This window comes from Nonomuraea aridisoli (assembly GCF_003236395.1).
GTDB lineage: Bacteria > Actinomycetota > Actinomycetes > Streptosporangiales > Streptosporangiaceae > Nonomuraea > Nonomuraea aridisoli.
Genome location: NZ_POUD01000156.1, coordinates 1 through 21,423, shown reverse-complemented (window position 1 = coordinate 21,423; position 21,423 = coordinate 1). Strand labels below are relative to the sequence as shown.

Genomic DNA, 21,423 nt, shown 5'->3' with positions numbered 1-21,423 from the left:
GTGGACAGCTCTGGTGGCGCCGGCCCCCCGCCCGCGCCACCAGAGCTGTCCACCATCAAGGTCGGGCTGCTGCCGACCGCTGAGTCCGCCCCCGTGTTCCTGGCCCTGACGAAGAACTATTTCCAGGAGGAGGGGCTGACGGTGCAGCCGATGATCATCACCGGCGCGGGGGCGGCGGCGCCCCAGGTGGAGAGCGGGCAGCTGGACCTGGCGCAGACGGACTTCCTCACGGTCATGCGGAGGAACGCGGCCCAAGAGACGTTCAAGGTCGTCGCCGGCCTGTACCGGGCGGCGCCGGGGAGCTACGCGGTCGTCGTGGACGCGAAGTCGAAGATCCGGACGGCGGCCGACCTCAGGCGCAAGACGGTCGCCGTCCCGAACCTCATGGTGCTGCAGGGACTGGCGCTCACCGGGATGCTGGAACGGGCCGGGCTGGAACTGGACGACGTCAAGCAGCGGGAGAAGCCCTATCCCGAAATGCTGAACGCGCTGCGCAGCGGACAGGTCGACGCCGCCGTGCTGGCCGAGCCGTTCGTCACCGCGGCCCGTCAGAGCAGGCGCACGCGGGTCCTGGAGGACCCGATGAGCGGCGAGTTCGCGAACCTGTACACGGCGGGCATGATGGCGTCCGACCGATGGATCCAGGAGAACCCCCGCACGCTGGCGGCCTTCCAGCGGGGCCTGGCCAAGGCGCAGCGGCTGATCACCAGCGATCCGCGGGAGGTGGGCGAGGTGCTGCCGCGCTACACGAAAGTCTCCAAGGCGGTCGCCGCAGGGCTCCCACCCGGCGTCTACCCGGCCAGGCTGGACCTCGCACAAGTCCGGCGGATCGGCGACCTCGCCCTGGCGTACGGGTGGGTCAGAAGCCCGGTGAAGCTCGGCGACGTCGTGGCGAAGGGCGGCTGAGACCGGCCCGCCGCCGTCAGACGGGCCGCCCGCCGTGCTGGTCCAGGTACTCCTCGACCATCCTGCCGAAGAGGATCTCGTCGTGGCGGCGGCCTCCGGCGTAGTGGTTTCTGCGCCGGCCGAGAAGAGCGGGCACTACATCTACCTCGACCAGCCCGACGTCGCCGTCAGGGCCATCGAGCGCGTCGCCGTCCAGGCCGCCGGCTGAGCCGGAGGTCGTGCAGCCGGACCGGTGGTGAACCCGCCTCGTAGCGGCAGCTGGGCGAGCCGGTCGGCGACGTGTTGCAGACGCTTTGTCGGCATCCGTACCGGCCGGAGACCGGTGGCCGGACTCCGGGCGTCAGTGGCGTGACAGGGCTCGGGCGGCGGTGCGGGCGAAGGACGGCAGGAGGTCGACGCCCCAGCCCGGGGCGGTCGGGGCCGGTACGGCGCCGTCGGTCACCTGAGGCATCGGCCCGTAGACGTCCTGGGTCCACGGGGTGGTCTCGATGCTCCACTCCTGGGGATGGACGCAGGCAGGCATCGCCGCGGCGAGATGGAGGGTGAACACGCGAAGCAGTGAGTCGTTCGCGCAGTGCGGAGTGCACGGGATGCCGGCGGCCTCGGCGAGCACGCACACCTTGCGGGCCCGTGAGATGCCCCCGATGTAGCCGATGTCGGGCTGCACGATGTCCACCGAGCGACCGGCGATCATGCGGTTGAACTGCGGTAGCGAGAAGTCCTGTTCACCGCCGGAGACGGCGATGTCCAGGGCGGCGGTGACCTGGGCGGTGGCCTCGATGTCCGGGAAGGGGCAGGGCTCCTCGAAATGGAAGTAGCCGTGTTCCTCCAGCATCCGGCCGACCCGGATGGCCCGGGGCACCGAGAATCCGCCGTTGGCGTCGGCCGACAGGTCGACCTCCGGGCCCAGGACGTCCCGCAGGTGCGCGATCATGCGCTCGGTACGGCCGGGGGCGGCGTCGCCGTCGCGTCCCATCGCCTCCCCGACCCGGATCTTCACCGCGCGGAAGCCGTGCTCGGCGATGAGGCCGCCGAGCCGCTCGGCCTCGTCCTCGGGGCTGATGGCGCGGGACATGCTGGAGGCGTACATCGGGACGGTCGTCCTGGCGCGCCCGCCGAGCAGCTGGCACACCGGCCGCCCCGCCGCCTTGCCCATGATGTCCCACAGCGCCGTCTCCACCCCCGCGACGGCGCGGTGCAGGAAGCTGCTCGGAAACTTGTAGTGCGTCCTCAGGCACTCGTCGACCAGCGCCTCCGCGTCCCACGGGTCACGGCCCAGGAACATCGGCGCCACCATCGTGTGCAACACGCGCACCGTGGTCTCCGCCTCGTAGGGCGCGGTCTGTCCGATGCCTTCCGCGCCGTCGTCGGTGCGCACCCGGACGACGGCGAGCTGCCCCCGGGTGAGGGTCTCGATCTCGGTGATCTTCACAGATGCTTCCTCAGCGTCTCGGCAAGGGGGGTCCGTACGACACACCTGTCGAACCGGAAGGAGTCCGCCAGCTCGCGGGCCTGCTCGGCATCGATCCCGGCGAAGAGCCCGGCGAACTCGTCCACCATCGGCTCGGCGAGCAGGATGTGCCGCACCAGCACGTGGATCCACTGGCGCTGCCCGAACGGCGGCGGGTCGAAGCGGGGGTACTCTTCGGCCACGGCTTTTTCGATCGGGTCCAGCAGGTGCCGGACGCCGGTGTCGACGCCGCCCCACACGTCCACCCCCAGCCGGGCCTTCTTCTCCAGCACGGGGGCGATCGTGCGCAGGTACGGCGAGTCCGCGGCGGCGTGGACCACGCCCTGCAGCCCGATGTCCTTGTACGTCCACAGGCTCCAGCCGGCCCCGTACTCGTCGTAGATGCCGAGTTGGTCGGCGAGGACCCGGTAGCGCGCGGCGTCAAGGGCCGGGTCGCCGCCGTACGGCGTGCTGTAGACGGGTCCGAACTCGCCGACCCAGATGGGGGTGCCGGTGCGGCGCATGTACTCCGCCCGTTCCAGGAACCTGGCCTCCAGGTAGGCACGATCGACGTGCCGTCCCCGCGAGATCCCCGGGTAGTCGCCGCTGTCGGCGAAGCCGGCGAGGGCGTAGTCGTGCACGGTGTACACCGTGCCGGGCAGCGGATCGGCGAACAACCCGAAGTCGGTGGCGTGCCGGTTGCCGTCCAGGAAGATGACGTGCGCGGGGTCGACGGCCCGGATCGCGGCGTGCAGGCGTTCGTAGAACGGGCCGATCCGCTCGCCGGACGGGTCGGCCGGCTCGTTGAGGGGGTTGTAGCCGGCCACCCACGGGTTGTCCCGATACCGGTCGGCGAGGGCCTCCCACAGGTGGACGACCCTGTCCTGGAAGTGCCGGTGGGTCCAGAACAGCGACCGGTGCGTGGGGTTGTCGCTGTGCCAGCGCTGGTTGTGGTAGCCGGGCGCGGCGTGCAGGTCGAGCACGGTGTAGAGGCCGTTGCGCGCGCACGTCTCGATCACCCGGTCGAGCAGCAGAAAGCCCTCCTCCTTGAGCCGCATCGGCCGGTCGTCGTCCTCGAAGTGCCGGTAGTTGAACGGCACCCGGACGCTGTTCATGCCGAGGCCGGCGAGGAACCGCGCGTCGTCGTCGGTGAAGAACACCTCGAGGAAGCGCTCGAAGAAGGCGTCGTAGACCTCCTGCCCGAGCACCCGGCGCAGCGCGGCGCGCTGCAACTCCTCGGTCGAGGGATAGCCGGTGATGAAGTTCTCCATGTTCATCCAGCCGCCGAGCCCCACGCCGCGCAGGCGAACCGCCTCGCCGGACGCGGCCACCAGTCGGTCGCCGTCGATGTGCAGCCTTACGGACTCGTCGTGCATGGTGGTGCGATCTCTCCTTGGGATGAGGGTCATTTGCCGAATCCGGCCGTCAGGCCGCGTACCAGGTGGCGGCGTCCCAGCACGTACGCGACGAGCATGGGAAGCGTGGACAGCACGACGGCGGCCAGCACCGCCGGGACGTCCACGGTGAACTCGCCCTGGAACGCCCACAGCGCCATCGGCAGGACGCGCAGGTCGGCGCTTTGAGTGAGGATGAGAGGGAAGAGGAAGCCGTTCCAGACGTGCAGCGCGTCATAGATGCCGACCGTGACCAGGGCCGGTCGGGCGAGCGGCAGCACCAGGCGCCACAGCATGCCCCAGTCGGTGGCCCCGTCGATCCGCATCGACTCGAACAGCTCCCGGGGGATGTCGCGGATGAAGTTCGCCAGGATCAGCACCGTGATCGGCACCGCGAAGCCGATGGACGGCAGGATCAGCGCGAGCAGGCTGTCGTACAGATGGAGTCTGGTGATCATGTAGTACAGCGGGATGATCGTGGCGTGCACGGGGATCGCCAGGCCCAGCAGGAAGACCGAGAAGCTCGTGCGCGCGAGCCGGCCCTCCCCGCGCACCACCCCGTACGCCGCCATCAGCGAGAACGCGACCGTCACCGTCACCGAGACCACCGTGATGACGACGCTGTTGAGGAAGTACCGGCCGAAGCCGCTCTGCAGCACGAGCGCGTACTTCTCGAACGAGATGTGGTCGGGGGGCGCCAGCGGGTTGCCGTCGAAGAACCCGGTCTGGCTGCGCAGGCTGGAGATCACCACGTAGTAGATGGGCAGGATGATCACGGCCAGCCAGACGAACCCGCCGATGCCCGCGCCGACGTTGGGGAGCCGGCGCACCCCGCCGCCGCGGGCCGAGGCCCGGGCGTGCGGACGGTGGTCGGCGATCGTGGTGGGGGCGGCCATCAGAGCCCTTCCTGTTCGCTGCGCATGCGGGCGAAGCCGGTGTACTTGGTCAACGAGAAGGCCAGCGCCAGCCCCGTCACGACCAGGATCACGGCGAGCACGCTGGCCTTCCCCATGTCGTTGGCCGAGAAGCCGGTGAGGTACATGTCGAGCGGGAGCAGCCTCGTCGCGTTGCCCGGCCCGCCTCCGGTGAGCACGAAGACCACGTCGAAGTAGGTCAGCGAGCCGGTGACCATCAGGGTCGACGACGTGATGATGGTGTTGCGGAGCTGCGGCAGGGTGATGTGGCGGAACTGCTTCACCCGCCCGGCTCCGTCGATGTCGGCGGCCTCGTAGAGCGAGGCCGGGATCTGCCGTACGGCGGCCTGGTAGAGCAGGGTGTGGAAGGGGACGAACTGCCACGCGATCACGAAGATCACGACGTACAGCACGAGGTCCGGATCACCGAGCCAGTCCTGGCTCAGGAAGCCGAGGCCCGGAACCCCTCCGAGCCCGAAGTTCGGGTCGAGGACGGCCTTGAACGCGATGGCCACCGCGGCCGAGGAGAGCAGCAGCGGGATGAAGTACAGGACGGCGAGCACGGCCCGGTAGCGCTGCGTCCCGGCGGTGAACACGCCGAGCAGCAGGCTGATCGGCGTCTGCACCACCCACGAGAACACCATGATCTTGAGGGTGAGCAGGAGCGCGTTCCCGGTCAGCGGATCGTGCAGCACCTCGACCCAGTTGCCGAGCCCCTCCCACGAGATGGCGCCGAGACCGTCCCAGCGCGTGAGGCTGAGGATCACGGCCCCAGCCAGCGGAACCACGGCGAACGCCACGAACATCAACAACGCCGGCAGGGTCAGCAGCCCGCTGCGGGCGCGGGATTGCGGAGCAGCCACGTCGCGCCTCCTCAGCCGATCGTGGCGTTCATGGTGGTGGCGAACTGCTCGGGAGTGATCTCACCGAGGAAGATCTGCTGCAGCGCGGTCAGCAGCTTGTCACCCTGCTCGGGAGCGAGCGCCTGGTCCAGGGAGAGCTGGAAGTTCGGAGCCTTCGCCGCCAGCTCGTAGATCATCGAGAAGTACGCCGGGTCTTCCGACTTGGCGATGGAGTCCTCCACGCCGGTCACCGGGGGCACGTTCCCGACGGCCAGCAGGTCGGCGGCGTACTTCTGGTTCAGCAGGTCGCTCTTGATGTACTCACGGGCCGCCTGCTTCTGCGCCGGGGTCGCCGCCGACGAGATCGACCAGAAGTTGGTCGGGTTGCCCACCACGTCGGCGGGGTCGCCCTTGCCACCCTCCACGGCCGGGAACGGGAAGTAGCCGAGCTTGCCGCCGGTGATGAACGCCGGGTCCGCCGTCTTGATCGTCTGGTACGTCGCAGGCAGGCCGAGCGTCATCGCGGCCTTGCCGGTGTACATCAGGGCCACGTCGGCACCGCTGTCAGTCGAGATCGAGGAGAAGCCCTTGACGAAGCCCCCTGCCTTGACCAGCTGCTGGATCTTCTGGTTGGCCTCCGTCACCGCCGGGTCTGACCAGGCGTTCGGCTTGCCGGCCGCCACGTCGTTCATGACCCGGGGGCCGCCGATGCGGTCGACCAGGTACGCCAGCCACGGCAGCAACGGCCACTTCGCCTGGCCGCTCACGGTGAACGGCGCGATGCCCGCCCCCGTGAACCGCGGCACCAGCGCCATCAGCTCGTTCCACGTCTTCGGCGGCTGCGCGCCGATCTTGGCGAACAAGTCCTTGTTGTAGTAGATGACCACGGGTTTCACGCCGTTGTTCGGCACTGCGTAGGTCTTGCCGTTCACTGTGCCGGCCGCGGCGATCGCGGGGAGGAAACGCTCCTTCAGCGCGGGGTCGTCGGCGATGTCGCTCAGGTCCTCGACCGCACCGGCGTCCACGTACGACTTGAGCACGCCGCCGCCCCAGCCGTAGATCAGCGTGGGCGCCTGCCGCGCGCCGACGGCGGTCCGGATCTTCTGTTTGTAGGGATCGTTGGCGAACTCCTGGATGGCGAACCGCTGCCCGGGATGAGCCGCGTTCCAGGAGTCGAAGGAGTTCTGGAAGGCCTTCGCGGTCACGCCGCTGATGATCCACGCGGAAGGAGCCGCGTTCCCGTCGGCCGAGGTGCTCCCGGCCTGCTGGGGGCCGGAGGTCCCGCACGCGGCGACGCCGGCCACCAGTAGGGCGAGCCCCATGGCGAGCCCCTTTACGCGCCCCTTGACGGGCCCTTTGGAGGGCAGAGCCCTGGAAGAACCGACCGATGTCTTCATGTCCTTCACCTTCCTGACCATCGGAGACGCGTCTCCGGCATGACATCGCACACAGCCGGTCGTGCTTCGGTTAGTTCGACATCGTGCAAGCCTTATCACATTGATGTCAATCGTTATCGATAACGTTTTACATGCGCTAGGATCCCTGCTGTGAACAATGGCCGCGTGACGATCCGCGACGTCGCCGAGCAGGCCGGCGTCTCGGTGGCGACGGTGTCCAAGGTGCTCAACGACCGCTACGGCGTCGCCGCGGCCACCGTCGATCGGGTCCGCGAGGTCATCGCCGAGCTGGGGTACGAGTCCAGCCTCGTGGCACGAAGCCTGCGCAACCAGCGGACCAACGTGATCGGGGTCCTCGTCTGGGACATCGAGCCGTTCAGCGCCGAGCTGCTCAAGGGAGCCGCCCGTGCGATCAGAGGCACCGACTACGAGCTGGTGGTCTACGCGGGCGGCGGCAAGGGCGCGGGCCGGCTCGGCTGGGAGCGCCGCTACCTGTCCCGCCTGTCCGGCACGCTCATCGACGGGGCGGTGCTGGTCACGCCCACGGTCCTCAACGTCGACAGCGGCGCCCCGGTCGTCGCCGTCGATCCGCACAGCGGGCGCGAGACCGTGCCGACGGTCGACGCCGACAACCTGCAGGGCGGCCGGCTCGCCACCGAACACCTCATCGGCCTCGGTCACCGGCGAATCGGGTTCCTCGGCAGGCCGCCTCGCGACCTGGAGTCCGGTCCGCTACGCGAGAAGGGCTACCGTTCGGCACTGGCGGACGCCGGCATCCCGGTCGATCCCTCGCTCGTCCGGGTCGCCGACTACGACGAGAACGACGCGCGCAACACGGTCCGCGACCTGCTCAGCCTGCCCGAGCCGCCCACCGCGATCTTCGCTGCCAACGACGTGTCGGCCATTTCCACCATGGAGGTCGCCGCTTCGATGGGTCTCCGGGTGCCCGGCGACCTCTCGGTCATCGGCTTCGACAACGTCCCGGAGAGCATGATGTGCGAACCGGCCCTCACCACCGTCGAGCAGCCGATCCAGCTGATGGGCCGGCTCGCGGTCGAGATGCTGCTGGACGTGCTGGCCGGCCGCGAACCGGCCCAACGGCACGTACGCCTGCCCACCCGCCTGATCGTCCGTGCCTCGTGCGCCCCTCCCCACCCGCCTGCACGCGCACAGGACATGGGCGCCTGCGGGGGCTGATCACTTGGGCACGGAGCCACTACCGTGGTCACCGACCTGACTGATTGCTTTGAGGAGTGGCGAGATGTTCGAGAAGCTCACCAACCGGGCGCGGCGTGTCGTCGTCCTGTCCCAGGACGAAGCGCGAATGCTCAATCACGGCTCGATCGGCGCCGAGCACGTTCTCCTCGGTTTGATCCGTGAAGGTGAGGGCGTGGCGGCCAAGGTCCTCAAGAGCCTGAATCTCAGCCTCGAGGATGTGCGCCGGCAGGTCGAGGAGAGCCTGGGCCGAGGCCAGGCTCCGACGTCGGGGCACCTTCCGTTCGCCTCGTCGGCCACCGAAGTCCTCCAGACGGCGAACCAGGAGTCCTTGCGGCGCGGCCTCGACTACATCGGCACGGAGCACCTCCTGCTCGGGCTCATCGGCGGCCGTGAGACCGCGGCGGCCCAGGTGCTCGTCAAGCTCGGCTCCGACCTCGACCAGGTCGGGCGGGCCACGGACGAGCTCGTCCAGCAGTACGCGGCCCGATAGCGAGCCCGTGACGTCGCCCGATCGAGGCCGACCTCGTGCCGCACAGCGCCCTGCCGACCGACCCGATGACGCCCGCGCGGATCGGCCGGCTCCTGCGCTGACCCTCGTCGCCGCACCTCTGTCACCGTGATCGGAAAGCCGATGTCCGCTCCTCCCGCCGCGCCCACCCGCCAGGCGCTCCAGGCCCGCGCCGCCGTCGCGGCGCTGTTCCTCACCAACGGCGCCGTGTTCTTCAACGTCGTCCCGCGTTACCCGCAGATCAAGGCCGAGCTCGGCGCGAGCAACGCCGTCTTCGGCGCCGCGGTGGCCGGGCACCCGATCGGCGCGCTGCTGGCCGGGCTGCTCGCCGGTTGGGCCGTCCGCCGCGCCGGCTCCGCCCGCGTGGCGGCGTTCGGCATCGTCATCACCACCGTCGCGACCATGGCCATCCCGTTCGTGCCGAACTGGTCCGTCTTCGGCGCCGCGCTGTTCGTCGTGGGCGCGCTCGACGCGGTCGTGGACGTCGCGCAGAACGCCCACGGCCTGCGCGTGCAGCGCCTCTACCGGCGTTCCATCCTCAACTCGTTGCACGGCGTGTGGAGCGTCGGCGCGGTGCTGGGCGGCCTGATGGGCTCGGCCGCCGCCGGTCTCCGGCTGCCCCTGGCGGTCCATCTCGGCATCTCCGCGACGCTGTTCAGCGTCGTCGCGCTCGTCGCCTACCGGTTCCTGCTGCCCGGCCCGGAAGACGCCGAGCGCTCCGCCGAAGCCCAGGACCTGGCCGCCGCCGAAGGCCACCAGGCCGCCCCGCCCGCCCGGCGCGCGGGGCGTTCGTTCACCGGCCCGGCCGTGCGGATGCTCGCCGTGCTCGGCGTGCTGGCCGCGTGCGGCGCGCTGGCGGAGGACGCCGGCGCGTCCTGGGGCGCCCTCTACCTCACCGGCCTGCACGCCGACGCCGCCACCGCCGGCCTGGCCGTCGTGGCGTTCCAGACCGCCATGACCATCGGCCGCCTGTCCGGCGATCGCGTGGTGGACCGGTTCGGGCAGCGTGCGGTGGCCCGCGCCGGAGGGATCCTGGCCGCCGCCGGCATGGGCGCCGCGCTGGCCATGCCGTCCGTCCCGGCCGCGCTGGCCGGCTTCGTGCTGGCCGGGCTCGGCTTCGCCACTCTCGTCCCGGCCGCCATGCACACCGCCGACGAGCTGCCCGGCCTGCCCTCCGGCACCGGCCTGACCGTCGTCAGCTGGCTGCTGCGCGGCGGCTTCCTGGTGTCCCCGCTCCTCGTCGGGCTCGTCGCCGACCTGATCAGCCTGCGCGCCGGACTGCTGTCGGTCGTCCTGGCCGGCATCGCCACCGTCGTGCTCGCCCGCGTCCTGACCGACCGCACCACGACCTGAAGGGGGAGCTCACGTCCGGACCGCCGCGAGGGCGTGGTCCCAGAGGCGGTCGGCGGCCACCGGGTCGATCGCCCAGGCGGCGACGCCGGGAGGCGCGTCCGGGCCGCCCGGCACGACCTCGGCCTCCTGGTTGTCATGCCAGAAGAACCGGCCGGTCACCCGCTCCACCAGCGGGGACGCGGTGAGCAGCACCGAGGTGGAGGCGCCCTGCTCCGGGGTCTTGTAGTTGTCCGGCATCAACAGGTTGCCCTCGTCGTCGATCGCGCCCGCCGCCCGCCTGGTGGCGTGGTCGAGATACCGCTGCAGGTTGGTGTGGATGCGGCCGGGGTCGAGGGCGTTCGCGGTGATGCCGTCGGCCGCCCAGCGCCGGGCGATGCCGACGGCGAGCAGCACGTCGGCCGTCTTCGACTGCGCGTACGCGGTGAACGGGTCGTACGGGCGGCGCTCGAAGTGCGGGTCGTCGAAGTCGAACGGCGCGCGCAACTGCGCGCCGGAACTCACGACGACCACCCGAGCGCCGCCGGCCTGACGCAGGTTCTCGTACAGGCCGGTGACCAGGGCGAAATGACCCAGAAAGTTGGTCGCCAGCTGCAGTTCCCAGCCGTTGGCGGCGACCTCGCGGGTCGGCACCATCATGATCCCGGCGTTGGCGACGATCGCGTGCACCGGCCCGGTCCAGCCGGACACGAACGCGCGTACCGAGTCGAGATCGCTCAGGTCGACGGGCGGCCGGCCGTCGGTGGGGTTACGGGTCGCGACGGTGACCTCGGCTCCCGCGCCCTCCAGCGCGCGTACGGTCTCCAGCCCGATGCCGGAGGTGCCGCCGGTGACGATGATCCGCCGCCCGGAGAGGTCGACGCCGGCGAGGATCTCGGCGGCCGTGGTCTTGGTGTCGAACGGTGTCCTGATGCGTGTCACACCTGCGACACTAGGCACCTTCCGTTGGACGTGGAATGGTTCAAAGTCCACCATAATTGAGCCATCGTCCAGCTTGCGGATGGTCGCCGAGAAAAGAGCTGAGGGCGAGCACGTTCGTGCTCGCCCTCAGTCAGACGTCCGCGTGATTACTTGCCGCGTACGACCTGGATGGTCTTCGAGGTCGTGATCGGCGCGAGTGAGGCGTCGTCGGTGTAGGGGCGCATCGACTCGTTCGTCACCGACACGGTCACCGTGCCCCGGTTGAGGGCGGTGAGCGTACGGGTCCGCGGGTCGAGGATGGCGACCTTGCCCTTGCGGCGGGCCGCGTCGATCGCCGCCTTCCCACTGCCGATCGCCAGGTCGGACGAGCCGCTCCAGGCGACCGACATCGGGTACCGCAGCGGCACCACGCGCGTGCCCGCCGACACGCCCTCCGGCTGCACGATGCTGCCCGAGAGCTGCGCCGTCTCGTTCACCTTGAGGGAGTCGGGGGTGTCGAGCGTGACGGACTGCGCGAAAGCGCGCACCTCGCCCTCGAGCCACTGCTCGCCGGCGTCGCGCCGCGGATCCACGGACCAGTGGACCCAGCCGGTGAAGCCGCCGCGGTCCGGCGTGCCGTACGGGTCCTTGCCCGACGACGGCAGCACCATGTACGGCACGCCCTCCAGGCGGTGGACGTCGGCGATCTGGGCGTGGGAGCCGAACATCGCGGCGCCCTTGCCCGTCGAGTCGCGGAAGTCCGTGAGCATGTTCTCGATGAGCGCGGCCTCGTCACGGTCGCCGAGCTGGCTGGCCTTCGACTCGGCGGGGTCGTCCACCGGGTGGTGGGCGAACACCAGGACGTTCTCCACCGACCGGTCCTTCTCGGCGTCGGCGAGCGCCTGCCGCAGCATCGGGAGCTGGTCCCAGGCGGTGCCGCGCAGCGTCCCGAGGGAGCTGGCGAGCAGGATGAACCGGGTGCCCTTGTGGTCGAACGTCCGGTACGGCTGCCCGAACTCGTTGACGAAGTTCGTCAGGTCGGACTGGGTGTTGTTGAGCCCGTACGACTCGTGGTTGCCCGGCACGTAGTAGCACGGGATCGAGCCGGCCTCCGGGTTCGGCGTGCTGTTCTCCGGCGGCTCCTGGCCGACCGGGACGAGGTCGCACCCGGCGTCGGTGAGCACCTGGCGGGCGAGCGCGAGGTCCTGCGGCAGGCCGCGGTCGGTGACGTCGCCGTTGAGGACGATCAGGTCAGGACGCGTCTGCCGGATCCGCCTGATGGCGGCCGTCGCGACCTGGGCCAGCGCCGGGTTGTCGGCCGTGAACTGCACGTCCGACAGTGTGGCGAACCGCCAGGCGTCGTGGCCGTCGATCAGCGCGCCGTCGTCGGAGATCAGCGGGTCGGGCCGCAGGTCGGGCTGCGCGGGCAGCTCGATCGACGTCGGGACGTCGGCCTCGATGCGGTCCAGGACGAACGTGCCCGCCTTCTGCTGGGCGACGCTCGTGTTGATGCCCTGGAAGCCCGAGATCGCGATCGGGAACGCCGTGTTCGCCGGCAGCGTGAACGTCGCGTCCTGGTAGTCGTCACCGGCGGTCAGGGCGGTGCCGTAGACACCGCCGCCCTTGCCGTTCGCGTCGTTGTAGGCCAGGTAGGTCAGGCCGTTGGGCACGCTGATGCTCGACTTGATCCGCACCCGCACGCGCAGCGGCTGGCCGGGCACCGGGATGCGCCGGGCCGCCGAGGTCGCGGTGATGCCCACGTTGCGCATCGCGTTGAAGTCGATCCTCAGGCCGTCCGGGTCCACCGAGAACGTCGTGGCCGCGGTGCTGTTGTTGCGCCAGCGGGCGAGCACGTCGTCGTCGAAGTCGTAGAGCGTCGTGGTCTGCACGCCGACCGTGATCGGGAGCTGCGCCGACCTGCCGCCGGCCGTGACGGTGAGGATCGTGCCCGCGGCGGTGAGCGGCGTGATCTTCAGCTTGCCGTCCACGGGCTGGATGTCGACGACGCCGTGGTCGTAGTCGAGCGAGAGGTCCTGCGGGTCGATCGGGGCCGTGTAGCCCTGGGCGTCGCGGCCGGTCACGGCGACGGTGACCGCGTTCTCGGGCGTCGCGTCGGCGATCGACAGGCGCTGGGACGACAGCTCGACGCTGTCGACCGGGCCGAGGACGGTGACCTCCGCCTGCGCCTTCTCGTGGCCGGCCTTCGCGTCGACCCTGATCCGGTCGTGCGCCTTGTCGGGCGCCGCGAGCGTGCCGGCCTTGACGGACGCCTTGTGAGCGGACCACCGTACGGACTTCGGGTCGACCTCGACCGGCGTCTCGTGGTCGTCGACGCCCTGCGCGACGAGCGAACGGTGCAGCCCCGGGAAGACCTTCAGGCCGCCGTCGGCCGAGGTCGCGCCCGGCGCGGGCTTGATGAGCAGCCGGTGCAGCCTGCCGTCGCCCTTCGTGACGAACACGCCCACGCCGTTCGGGTCGTTGCGCTCGTGGCCGTCGGACGGGACGTTGCGGACGGTCGCGTCGTTCTCGCCGAGCGCGCGGGCGACCATCGTGGTCGAGCCGCCGCCGTCGAGGTTCACCGCGGTCTCCACGCCCATTGCGGCGAGGTCGCGCGCCTCCTTGTCGATCCCGACGCCGCCCTTGCCGGTGCCGCCCGGGCCGTCCCAGGTGGCGAGGACGAGCGTGCGGCCGCCGTCCTTGAAACCGAGCGCGGTGCGCGGGGCGATCGACGGGTCGAGGCCGCCGACGACCTGGCCGCCGGTGACGATGGTGCCGCCGTGGCCGAGCGCGAACTTCATCGTCCTGGCGACGTCGTCGGCGAGCCCGTAGCCGAGCGTCACCGGGTCGCCGGGCTTGAGCGCGCGGATCGCGGTGGCCGCGGCGCCGCGGCCGACGAGCACGAAGCCGCCGTCCGGGATCGTTCCAGAGCCGGCGGGGCCGTTCGGCGTGACGGACACGACCGCGCCGTTCTGAACCAGCACCTCGGCGATCTCGGCGTTGTTCACCCCGCCCAGGCCGCGGTTGCGGCTGTAGTCGCCCCACGCGGAGGTGAACGCGATCAGGCCGTCCGCGGGGACGCCGCCGCCGTTCGCGGCGTTGAGCGACAGGACGGTGTGGTCGGCGCCCGCGAAGTTCGCGGTGGCGTCGACCGTGAGGTCCACGAGCTGGGCGATGCCGTCGTTGCCGACGCCGACGTGCTGGCGGCCGCCGATGTCGGCGCTCTTGATGAGCTGCCCGTTCTGGACCTCGCCGCCGAGCGCCGCGTTGGAGTTGCCGATGTCGAAGAACTCGCCGTTGACGCCCGCGACGGCGCCGGCCTTGTTGGCGGCCACGCTGAGCGGCCCGCCGAAGGCGACCGGTCCGGCGGTCAGCAGATCCGTGCCGACCGCGCCGTTGGACAGGTCCACCGTTAAGAAGTGCGCGTCGTACCAGCCCTTCTGGTCGAGTGCCTTGATGTGCTGCAGGTCGATCCCCGGACCGATCTTCTCGGCCGTGTCGATCAGGGGAATTCCGCCGGTGACCGGCGCGGGCCGGCTGCTGTCCGCGTACGCGACGGCGGGTGAGACCGCCAGCGTGGTCGCGACGGCGAGCGCCACCATCAGTGGCTTCGTATGCCGATGGTGCAGGACCACCAATTTCATGGGAACCTCGGGTCAAAAGAAGACGCGGAGGCGACGCCTCCGCCTGCGCCCCGTTCGATCAAGGGCGGCAAACGATTCAAGAGATCGCCCACGACGCGGGGATGACGCCGTCGCGAGCGTGCGATGAACCCTGGCGGAAACCGAAGAGTCAGCCCCACCAGCCCGCGACGAGCTCGACGTCTTCGCTCTCGAGGGCTTTGTGCCAGGCGGGGTCGCGGAGCAGGCGGGTCTCCCAGGTCCGTACGACGCCGTCCGGTCCGGTGACGGCGTCGTCACGGGACGGGTGCAGGAACAACTCGCTCGTGCCCTCGGGGAGGGCGGCGAGGCGGCGGAGGTAGTCGTCCCGGAGTCGCTCGTACCCGCCGAGGTCCTGTGCGGTGCGGCGGTTGGTGGCGATCGTCTGCGGAATGGGCACGCCCAGCGCGTCGGCGAGGGCGACGGCGCGTTCGTGCGCCGCCGCGAGCGGTGGCGGGAGCGGCCCGCCGGCGTACGGCACCGGGTCGCGGGGCAGGCGGAAGGCGAGGTCGTGGCGGGCGCACCACTCGAGCGTCTCGGCGAGCCATGATCTGCCGTGCAGGCCGTAGAGAATGCCGGCGTGGGAGTCGGCCGCCTCGGGCCCGAGGTCGCGGTCACGCATCCACCGCAGCTGCGCGTCCGCCTCCCGCATGACGTGCCGGGACTCGCCCCGGGCGCCGAGGGTGAACGGGTCGTCGGTGAGCGTCCCGTCCGGATCGACGAGGCTCGTCGCGGCGTCGAGCGGGCGCCAGCGCGGGATCCCGCGTTCGCTGGTGAGCGTCACGTGCAGGCGCGGTACGACGCCGAGCGCCGAGACCCGGCTCGCGGCCTGCTCCGCGATCGGCGAGACGCAGATGAGCGTGGTCGCGGTGACGTGTCCCTCGGCGAGCAGGGCGACGATGACGTCCGTCGTGCCGGGTTCGCGGCCCAGGTCGTCAGCGGTGATCACGAGGCGGCGGGTCATCGGGGAGGCTCCACGGTGGATTCGTCCATGGACGGCGTCTCGAGCGGGACGGAGATGAGGCGCGCCGCCACCGCGCCGATCACGGTCAGCACGAACGGGTACGCGCACAAGTACACGCGGAACGCCAGCCCGGGGCCGGCGCCGGGGTCGTCGCCCGAGTTGTAGCCGAAGAACACGCCGAGCGAGGTGAGCGCGAGGCCGGTCACGATCCCGTTGAGCCGGCCGAAGAAGCCGAACGCGGACAGGAAGAGCCCCTCGCGGTGCTCCCCGTTGCGCGCCGCGTCGGCGTCCAGCACCCGGGCGACGATGAGGTCGTTCGTGGCGAGCATGCCCGACCACCCGGCCCCGACGAGCACGCCGGCGGCGATCGCGGTGACGAGGTCGGTGGCGAAGAACAGCGCCGCGAAGCCGGCCGCGAGGACCGCGAAGGCGAGCCGCCACGTCCACAGGGCGCCGCGGCGGGCGACGACGCGCGTCCACGCCACGAGGCCGCCCGCCGAGACGAGGATGACGATGGCCTGCAGGTAGAGCGCGTTCGCGACGGGGAGACCGAGTGAGTAGCGGACGTACAGCTGGATGCCCGACAGGACGAGCGCCATGGCGATCCCGTAGCAGGCGCCGGTGAGCCCGACCGTCCAGAACATCCGGTTGCGCACGATCGACCACACGCTGGGCAGCAGCCGCGACCGCTCCCGCGTGGAGTAACGGGGGTTCTCGCGCGCGCCGAGCGCCATGAACACGATCACGACGAGCGCGACCGTGCCATAGATGATCGCCGTGATCTGGAAGCCCTGGGTGGTCTCCTCGGTGCCGAACACCTCGGTCGTGAGCAGCGGAGTGACCGCGAGCGAGATCACCAGCGCCACGAGCTGGAAGCCCTGGCGCAGGGCGTTGGCGACGGCACGGTCGCGCTCCCGCGGGAACAGCTCGGGGAGCAGCGCGCCGTAGTTCGCGTTGAGCATCGAGTCGAAAGCCTCACACAGGATCGCGAACACCGCGAACCACAGCAGGAGCCCGATGCCGTGCAGCGAGGCCGGCGCGGAGAAGAACGCGATCATGCAGGCGGCGAGCATCGGCGCGCCGACGAGCAGCCATGGCCGCCGCCGGCCGAACCTGGTGCGGGTACGGTCCGACAGGTGCCCGAGCACCGGGTTGTCGATCGCGTCGATGACCGCGTAGACCACCATGACGGCGCCGTACGCGCGGACGTCGAGCCCCAGGATGTCGACGTAGAAGAGGATCGTCGATCCTTTGATCATGTTGATCGGGATGGACGTGCCCAACATCCCGATGGCGTAGCGCCAGGCGGGAGTCCGCTCCGGCGCGGAGGGCGTATCAGGCTGGGACACGCGATCACTTCCTAGGGGGTGCCGACGCTGTGCTCCGCACCTTCGCACTCGAAGGTCAACAGTGGGTGAAGGCGGGGCACCGGCTGAAAAGTTATGGAGCGGAGTGCTTCCGGCTCACCTGTGGGAGGCTTGGGGCCACGTAGTCGTACGGCCCGGCCCAGGGCACCGTCCCGGGGGTCGAGGGAGGAGCGACGCGTGGCTCATCCGACGGTTCCGTGGAATCCCGAGCTGTCCGGGATCGACCCTGATCGTATGGACACGTTCGTCGCCGCCATGGAGAGAGCCTGCGCGGACGTCGCCGAGCAGACGCAGGCGATCCGGGCAGAGCTGACGCGCGTGGGTGCGGGCACGCTGACGTTGACGCCGTTCGCGGAGATCGAACGCTGGGTCCGCGGGCAGGTGCCGGCGCTGCGGGCTCGTAACGCCGTCATCCGCGGGCGCCTGCCCGGCTGGACGCCGGGCGTCGTGCCCTACGACGAGACCACGATGCCGTTCGCCACGCCGGAGCAGTCCCGGCGCGAAGGCGCGGCCATGGGCGCGCTCTACCGGCGGTACGTTCGGGAGGCCGAGCGCGGCATGAGCAGCCCGTGGCCGAACGACGCCGCCGGCCGCTTCCGGAAACTGATCGACCGCGTGCTGGCGCACCAGGACGATCCCGACTTCGCCGCGGCCTTCTTCGGGGAGCTCGGGACGGCCGGCACCATGGCCCTGCCCAAGGACGTCCTCGATCTGTTCGGGCCGGTCGCGACGGGCATCCCTCCGGGGCCCGAGGAGAAGGAGATCCTCGGCGGCTTCAGCCGCATGTTCGCGGCCGCCGGCGGCGCCGACCCTCCCGATCCCCGTTTTCCCAAGGTCATGAGCGACATCGAGCGGGGCGGGGAGGGGATCGACGCGGAGTCGCTGTCCTGGCTCGTCAGCGAGGGCGCCTTCCCCACGCAATGGCTCACCACCGTGGCCCGCCGCCACCTGCGGCCGACCCCCACCGGGCGGGTGGACGTCACCGGGCGGTTCCTCAGCGCCCTGGCGCGCAACCCCACGGCGGCGCGGGCCTCGGTGACGGACCTCGCGGGGCTGAGCACGCAGGTGTCGCGCGACCCCGTCGCGAGTGCGGCGTTCGGGCGGGTGCTGGCGGCGGCGTCGGGGGTGTACGACGAGAAGGACGGCGCGCACAGCGAGAACGCGGCCCGGTTCGCGTTCCAGGTGATCACCCAGGGGCCCGGCCTGCTGAAGAACGACGAGATGCGGAAATACTTCGCCGAGATCGCCGGCTCGTACGCCACGGAGTTCGCCGCGAGCTCGGCTTTTCTGGACACCACCTCACTCCAGCCGAGCCGGTTCGGTCACTTCGACGACGATCTCGTCGGAACGACCCCGATGTTCCGCCTGTCCCTGACGGATGGCTATGAGTTCATGAAGACGTTCGTGGACACCGATGCGCACATGGAGCCGTTCGACAAGGGCATGGCTGCGCTCACTCAGCGGCTCTTCGAGGCGGGTGTGCGAGCGGACCGGCACCTAATGGCGTTTCCTCCTCCGGACAGGCGGCAGCAGCAGACGGCGGTCGAGCAGGTCTTCGCCCGGCTGGGGACGGTCGCGGGCATACAGCTCGCCGCCATGAAGTCCGTCCGGGGCACCGCGGACCTCAGGGACGAGGAGCAGGCCGAAGGCTTCGGACAGGTGCTGGACAAGGGAATGGACGCGGGGATGTTGTTCCTGCCCACCGCAGGAGGACTGCCCGCGGCGGCCACCTGGATGTTCCTCAGCTGGGGGCTCAAGGACGGCCTCGAAGCCGCCATGAAGCCGGACCCGCGGATGCCGGACGTCACCGAGAAAGAGCTGGCGCACGCGCGCGCGATCCACTACGAGATGGCCGCCGGGCTCATCGCGCACGGCTACACCTCGGAGGATCCTCCCGTCGAGTTCGAGCCTCCAACCGATCCGCTCATCGCCGACGAACACGGAGGGCTGCGGCCGTACTCGGAGATCAGCGCGGACCCACGGGCCACCATGGCCTTCCTGGACTGGCTGAAGGAGAACGGCAGTGTCGATGACGAGGCCGACCGCCGGACGCTGGGAAAGGTGACCGCCGCAGCGTCCTCAAGGTTCGCCGGGGATCGGGAGAACGTGGAGAAGTACCTCGCCACGTTGGATCCCGCCCTGAAAGAGGTTCTCACCGGAGAGAAATGATCATGCTCGGTTCATCCGCGCGGGATGCAGTCCGTTTCCCCTTTGGCCACGGCTTCGTGATCGCTGGGCGTCTCCAGGGTGATGCTGGTGCGGGACGATGCGAGCTTGAGCGTCGTCCTGGGCAGACCCGGTTTGTAGGGGTCATGCACCTCATAGGCCCACGTCATGCCGAGCCTTCCTGCCATCTCGGCGATGAGGTTGTCGTCAAATCTGGCAAAGGTGGACTTCACGGCGTAGGTGCGCTTGACGCCGTCCGTGCCGCAGGGCACGTCCTTGCCGCCGGGGTCGGTGACCACGGTCTCGTCCGCGTCCACCATCTTCATCAGCTCGGTGATGTGCTGCTGCAGCGTCCGGCCGGCCTGCTCCGCGGTCGGGCCGGGGTCGGGAGTGGAGCAGCCGCCCAGGACAGCGACGAGCGCCGCGGCAGTCGCACAACGCCACACCGGTGCCATCGAGATCGTCTCCGTTTCGAACGTCGGCCCCGCCGCTCCCATACTCCATCACCTGGCGTTGGCCGTACCCGTATTGCCGAGATGGGTTGGTGACGATGACCGAGATGCCGGTGGACAATCCCCGCTACGAGGCCCTGCGGCAGGCGCTGGCCAACGTCGAACGGCACGTCGCCACGCTCCGGGCGGCGCTGGACGAGCCGTTCGGCCTCTTCTCCGGCGACGCCGTGTGGATCGGGCCCGCCGCCCGGAAGTTCGGCGAGGACCTTGGGCATTACCGGCAGCGGCTCAAGCAGCAGGCCGAGACGGTGGTGGCGGAGCTGGAGGCGGAGATCAGGCGGACCCCGCCGAAGGTGTCCCCGGCCGTCGCCCGGCAGGAGGCCGCCCGGCTGGCCGGAGACCCCCGGACGTTCCCAACCTCCTAGGGGCGGCGCTCACGTCCGCCGGCGAGGGAAGCCGGATCTGGGACCGCTCGGGCCGGCTCGTGGCGCGGTCGCGGCAGCTCGGCCTGCTCCTGTAGTCCTCAGGTGTGAACGCCGCGACCGGTGGTAGCCCCATCGTCGAGGACGACGACACGGGAGGCGGCATGGCTGAGGAGCTCCTGACCGACGACGAGATCGAGACCGCGCTGGCGGCGCTCCAAGGCTGGCGCCGTGACGGCGACGCGCTGAGCAAGGACGTCCCGGTGACGCCGGACAGCCACGGGTGGCTGAGCGAGGCGGTGATGAACGAAGCCGACGTGCTCGACCATCATCCCGACATCGAGAGCACCGACAACGGGATCCGGTTCCGGCTGTCCACTCACAGCGCGGGCGGGGTGACCGCGCGGGACGTCGAGCTGGCCGCCCGGATCGACCAGGTGCTGGAGGGCGGGGCGCGGGACCGGGCCACGCCCTCGTGACGGGTACCGGCCCATGAAGGCGCCGGTCGACAGGCTGACGGCCCTGAGGCGCCGCTTCGGAGGGGCCGGAAGATGCGGGATCGCCGTAGAAAATGAGGGGCGGCGGGCCGCATGCTGGACGGGTGCCCGCGATCACGCTGAAGTTGTCCGTACGCGACCTGACCCATGACGACCTGGCGTCGTGCGGCTGGGCAGGCCCGCCCATGCACCTGGCCCACGTGGCGAGTGCGCTGGATCGCCGCCGCGCCGGCGAGATCGACTACCTGGCCGTGTGCCCGCCGACCGGCCACCCCGTCGCCGTCGGCGGCGTCGACTACGCGCTCGTCGGGGACGCGGGCACGCTGTGGCAGTTGACCGTGCATCCGGCGCTGCGGTCCTGCGGGATCGGCTCCGTGCTGATCCGCGCCCTCGAGCGACGCGTCATGGACAGAGGGCTGCGGCGCGCCGAGCTGTCGGTGGAGGAGGACAACCCGCGGGCCAGGAAGCTGTACGAACGGCTGGCGTACGTGCCCTGCGGGCAGCGGCTCGAAGCCTGGGACACCGAGGGCCCCGGCGGTGCGCCGGTCCGGTACGAGACCCTCTGCACCGTGATGCGCAAGGACCTGTGACGATCGTCAGAGGTCGAAGGCGGCGGCGAGGAGTTCGTGGGAGCGCCGGCGGTCGGCCGGGTCGGGCAGCATGTTCTGGATTGGAGCCGGCCAGGCGGGCGGCCTCGGCGGGGGTCTCGCCGACCGTGACGTTGACGGCCAGGATCGCCCGCGGCTCGCTCAGGCCGAACCCCTGCGCGCGGAACTGCTTGCGGTAGTGGCGCAGGGCGGGCGCCGCGCCCTGCGGGTTGATGAAGGCGGCGAAGCAGTAGCCGATGCCGAGCCCGGCCGCGAGGTTGGAGCCGTTGGGGCTGGAGCCGAGCAGCTAGTGAGCCGGTATTGAGTTCCGGTGTCACCACATGAGGTGAGTTCCGTTTCACACCGAGGTGTAACCGTGACAGCGCATGAGTGTCGCGGTCAGTTGAAAGCATGGCTGACACCAGGCTGGAAC

Annotated in this window: 19 protein-coding genes and 1 pseudogene; 9 read left to right on the top strand and 11 right to left on the bottom strand. The window is 70.5% G+C overall.

What is annotated here, in order from left to right:
• A partial coding sequence (locus tag C1J01_RS30065; RefSeq protein ID WP_181449039.1) for an ABC transporter substrate-binding protein occupies nt 1-906 on the top strand: 906 nt, incomplete at its 5' end.
• Nucleotides 907-940: 34 nt separating this feature from the next.
• Complete coding sequence (locus tag C1J01_RS50225; protein WP_181449038.1) at nt 941-1,114, top strand: hypothetical protein; 174 nt, start codon at nt 941-943, stop codon at nt 1,112-1,114.
• 132 nt (nt 1,115-1,246) lie between these two features.
• Here the strand turns inward: C1J01_RS50225 and C1J01_RS30055 are convergent, their stop codons facing one another.
• The 5 genes from C1J01_RS30055 to C1J01_RS30035 are packed head-to-tail and all read right to left on the bottom strand — an operon-like array spanning nt 1,247 to nt 6,828.
• The gene (locus tag C1J01_RS30055) at nt 1,247-2,338 is read right to left on the bottom strand and encodes a mandelate racemase/muconate lactonizing enzyme family protein (protein ID WP_111182343.1); all 1,092 of its coding nucleotides are present in this window, start codon (nt 2,336-2,338) and stop codon (nt 1,247-1,249) included.
• A complete protein-coding gene (locus C1J01_RS30050; protein WP_111182342.1) occupies nt 2,335-3,732 on the bottom strand; it encodes a glycoside hydrolase family 5 protein in 1,398 nt (465 codons plus the stop codon). The genes C1J01_RS30055 and C1J01_RS30050 overlap by 4 nt, the downstream gene beginning before the upstream one ends.
• 29 nt (nt 3,733-3,761) lie before the next feature.
• Nucleotides 3,762-4,646: a carbohydrate ABC transporter permease gene (locus tag C1J01_RS30045; RefSeq protein WP_111182341.1), complete on the bottom strand. Its 885-nt coding sequence runs from the start codon at nt 4,644-4,646 to the stop codon at nt 3,762-3,764.
• Nucleotides 4,646-5,527 carry a carbohydrate ABC transporter permease gene (locus C1J01_RS30040; RefSeq protein ID WP_328589689.1) on the bottom strand — a complete coding sequence of 294 codons (882 nt, stop codon included), beginning with the start codon at nt 5,525-5,527 and terminating at the stop codon, nt 4,646-4,648. Before C1J01_RS30040 ends, C1J01_RS30045 begins: the two co-directional genes overlap by 1 nt.
• Nucleotides 5,528-5,538: 11 nt before the next feature.
• Nucleotides 5,539-6,828, bottom strand: coding sequence for an extracellular solute-binding protein (locus C1J01_RS30035; protein ID WP_220040169.1), 1,290 nt, complete (start codon nt 6,826-6,828; stop codon nt 5,539-5,541).
• Nucleotides 6,829-7,053: 225 nt separating this feature from the next.
• Between C1J01_RS30035 and C1J01_RS30030 the strand changes: the two genes are divergently transcribed.
• The 3 genes from C1J01_RS30030 to C1J01_RS30020 all read left to right on the top strand — a co-directional run bounded on the left by C1J01_RS30030 (nt 7,054) and on the right by C1J01_RS30020 (nt 9,982).
• A complete protein-coding gene (locus tag C1J01_RS30030) occupies nt 7,054-8,100 on the top strand; it encodes a LacI family DNA-binding transcriptional regulator (protein WP_220040168.1) in 1,047 nt (348 codons plus the stop codon).
• A gap of 64 nt (nt 8,101-8,164) precedes the next feature.
• Nucleotides 8,165-8,611, top strand: a complete 447-nt coding sequence (locus C1J01_RS30025; RefSeq protein ID WP_111182339.1) for a Clp protease N-terminal domain-containing protein — start codon at nt 8,165-8,167, stop codon at nt 8,609-8,611.
• Between the two features lie 141 nt (nt 8,612-8,752).
• Nucleotides 8,753-9,982 carry an MFS transporter gene (locus C1J01_RS30020; RefSeq protein WP_111182338.1) on the top strand — a complete coding sequence of 410 codons (1,230 nt, stop codon included), beginning with the start codon at nt 8,753-8,755 and terminating at the stop codon, nt 9,980-9,982.
• A gap of 9 nt (nt 9,983-9,991) precedes the next feature.
• Here C1J01_RS30020 and C1J01_RS30015 read toward each other — a convergent pair whose 3' ends face one another.
• The 4 genes from C1J01_RS30015 to C1J01_RS30000 form a co-directional block, all read right to left on the bottom strand.
• Complete coding sequence (locus tag C1J01_RS30015) at nt 9,992-10,900, bottom strand: SDR family NAD(P)-dependent oxidoreductase (protein ID WP_235854761.1); 909 nt, start codon at nt 10,898-10,900, stop codon at nt 9,992-9,994.
• Nucleotides 10,901-11,046: 146 nt separating this feature from the next.
• Nucleotides 11,047-14,478 carry a phosphodiester glycosidase family protein gene (locus C1J01_RS30010; RefSeq protein WP_181449037.1) on the bottom strand — a complete coding sequence of 1,144 codons (3,432 nt, stop codon included), beginning with the start codon at nt 14,476-14,478 and terminating at the stop codon, nt 11,047-11,049.
• 190 nt (nt 14,479-14,668) lie between these two features.
• Entirely contained in the window at nt 14,669-15,499 is an 831-nt protein-coding gene (locus C1J01_RS30005; RefSeq protein WP_111182335.1) for a carbohydrate deacetylase, read from the bottom strand.
• Nucleotides 15,496-16,848, bottom strand: a complete 1,353-nt coding sequence (locus C1J01_RS30000; RefSeq protein ID WP_111182334.1) for an MFS transporter — start codon at nt 16,846-16,848, stop codon at nt 15,496-15,498. The genes C1J01_RS30005 and C1J01_RS30000 overlap by 4 nt, the downstream gene beginning before the upstream one ends.
• 252 nt (nt 16,849-17,100) lie before the next feature.
• Here C1J01_RS30000 and C1J01_RS29995 point away from each other — a divergent pair, with 252 nt between their 5' ends.
• Nucleotides 17,101-19,035: a hypothetical protein gene (locus C1J01_RS29995; protein WP_111182333.1), complete on the top strand. Its 1,935-nt coding sequence runs from the start codon at nt 17,101-17,103 to the stop codon at nt 19,033-19,035.
• An 11-nt stretch (nt 19,036-19,046) separates the two neighbouring features.
• Here C1J01_RS29995 and C1J01_RS29990 read toward each other — a convergent pair whose 3' ends face one another.
• Nucleotides 19,047-19,529: a hypothetical protein gene (locus C1J01_RS29990; RefSeq protein ID WP_111182332.1), complete on the bottom strand. Its 483-nt coding sequence runs from the start codon at nt 19,527-19,529 to the stop codon at nt 19,047-19,049.
• Between the two features lie 47 nt (nt 19,530-19,576).
• On the opposite strand from C1J01_RS29990, the gene C1J01_RS29985 reads away from it, so the two are divergent.
• The 3 genes from C1J01_RS29985 to C1J01_RS29975 all read left to right on the top strand — a co-directional run bounded on the left by C1J01_RS29985 (nt 19,577) and on the right by C1J01_RS29975 (nt 20,993).
• Nucleotides 19,577-19,909 (top strand): hypothetical protein, encoded by a 333-nt coding sequence (locus tag C1J01_RS29985; protein WP_111182331.1) that lies wholly within the window; start codon nt 19,577-19,579, stop codon nt 19,907-19,909.
• 161 nt (nt 19,910-20,070) lie between these two features.
• Nucleotides 20,071-20,385, top strand: a complete 315-nt coding sequence (locus C1J01_RS29980) for a 4a-hydroxytetrahydrobiopterin dehydratase (RefSeq protein WP_111182345.1) — start codon at nt 20,071-20,073, stop codon at nt 20,383-20,385.
• 122 nt (nt 20,386-20,507) lie between these two features.
• Nucleotides 20,508-20,993, top strand: coding sequence for a GNAT family N-acetyltransferase (locus C1J01_RS29975; protein WP_111182330.1), 486 nt, complete (start codon nt 20,508-20,510; stop codon nt 20,991-20,993).
• A gap of 85 nt (nt 20,994-21,078) precedes the next feature.
• Here C1J01_RS29975 and C1J01_RS53815 read toward each other — a convergent pair.
• A pseudogene (locus C1J01_RS53815) lies at nt 21,079-21,297 on the bottom strand (LLM class flavin-dependent oxidoreductase); the annotation flags it as partial.
• Nucleotides 21,298-21,423: the final 126 nt, after the last annotated feature.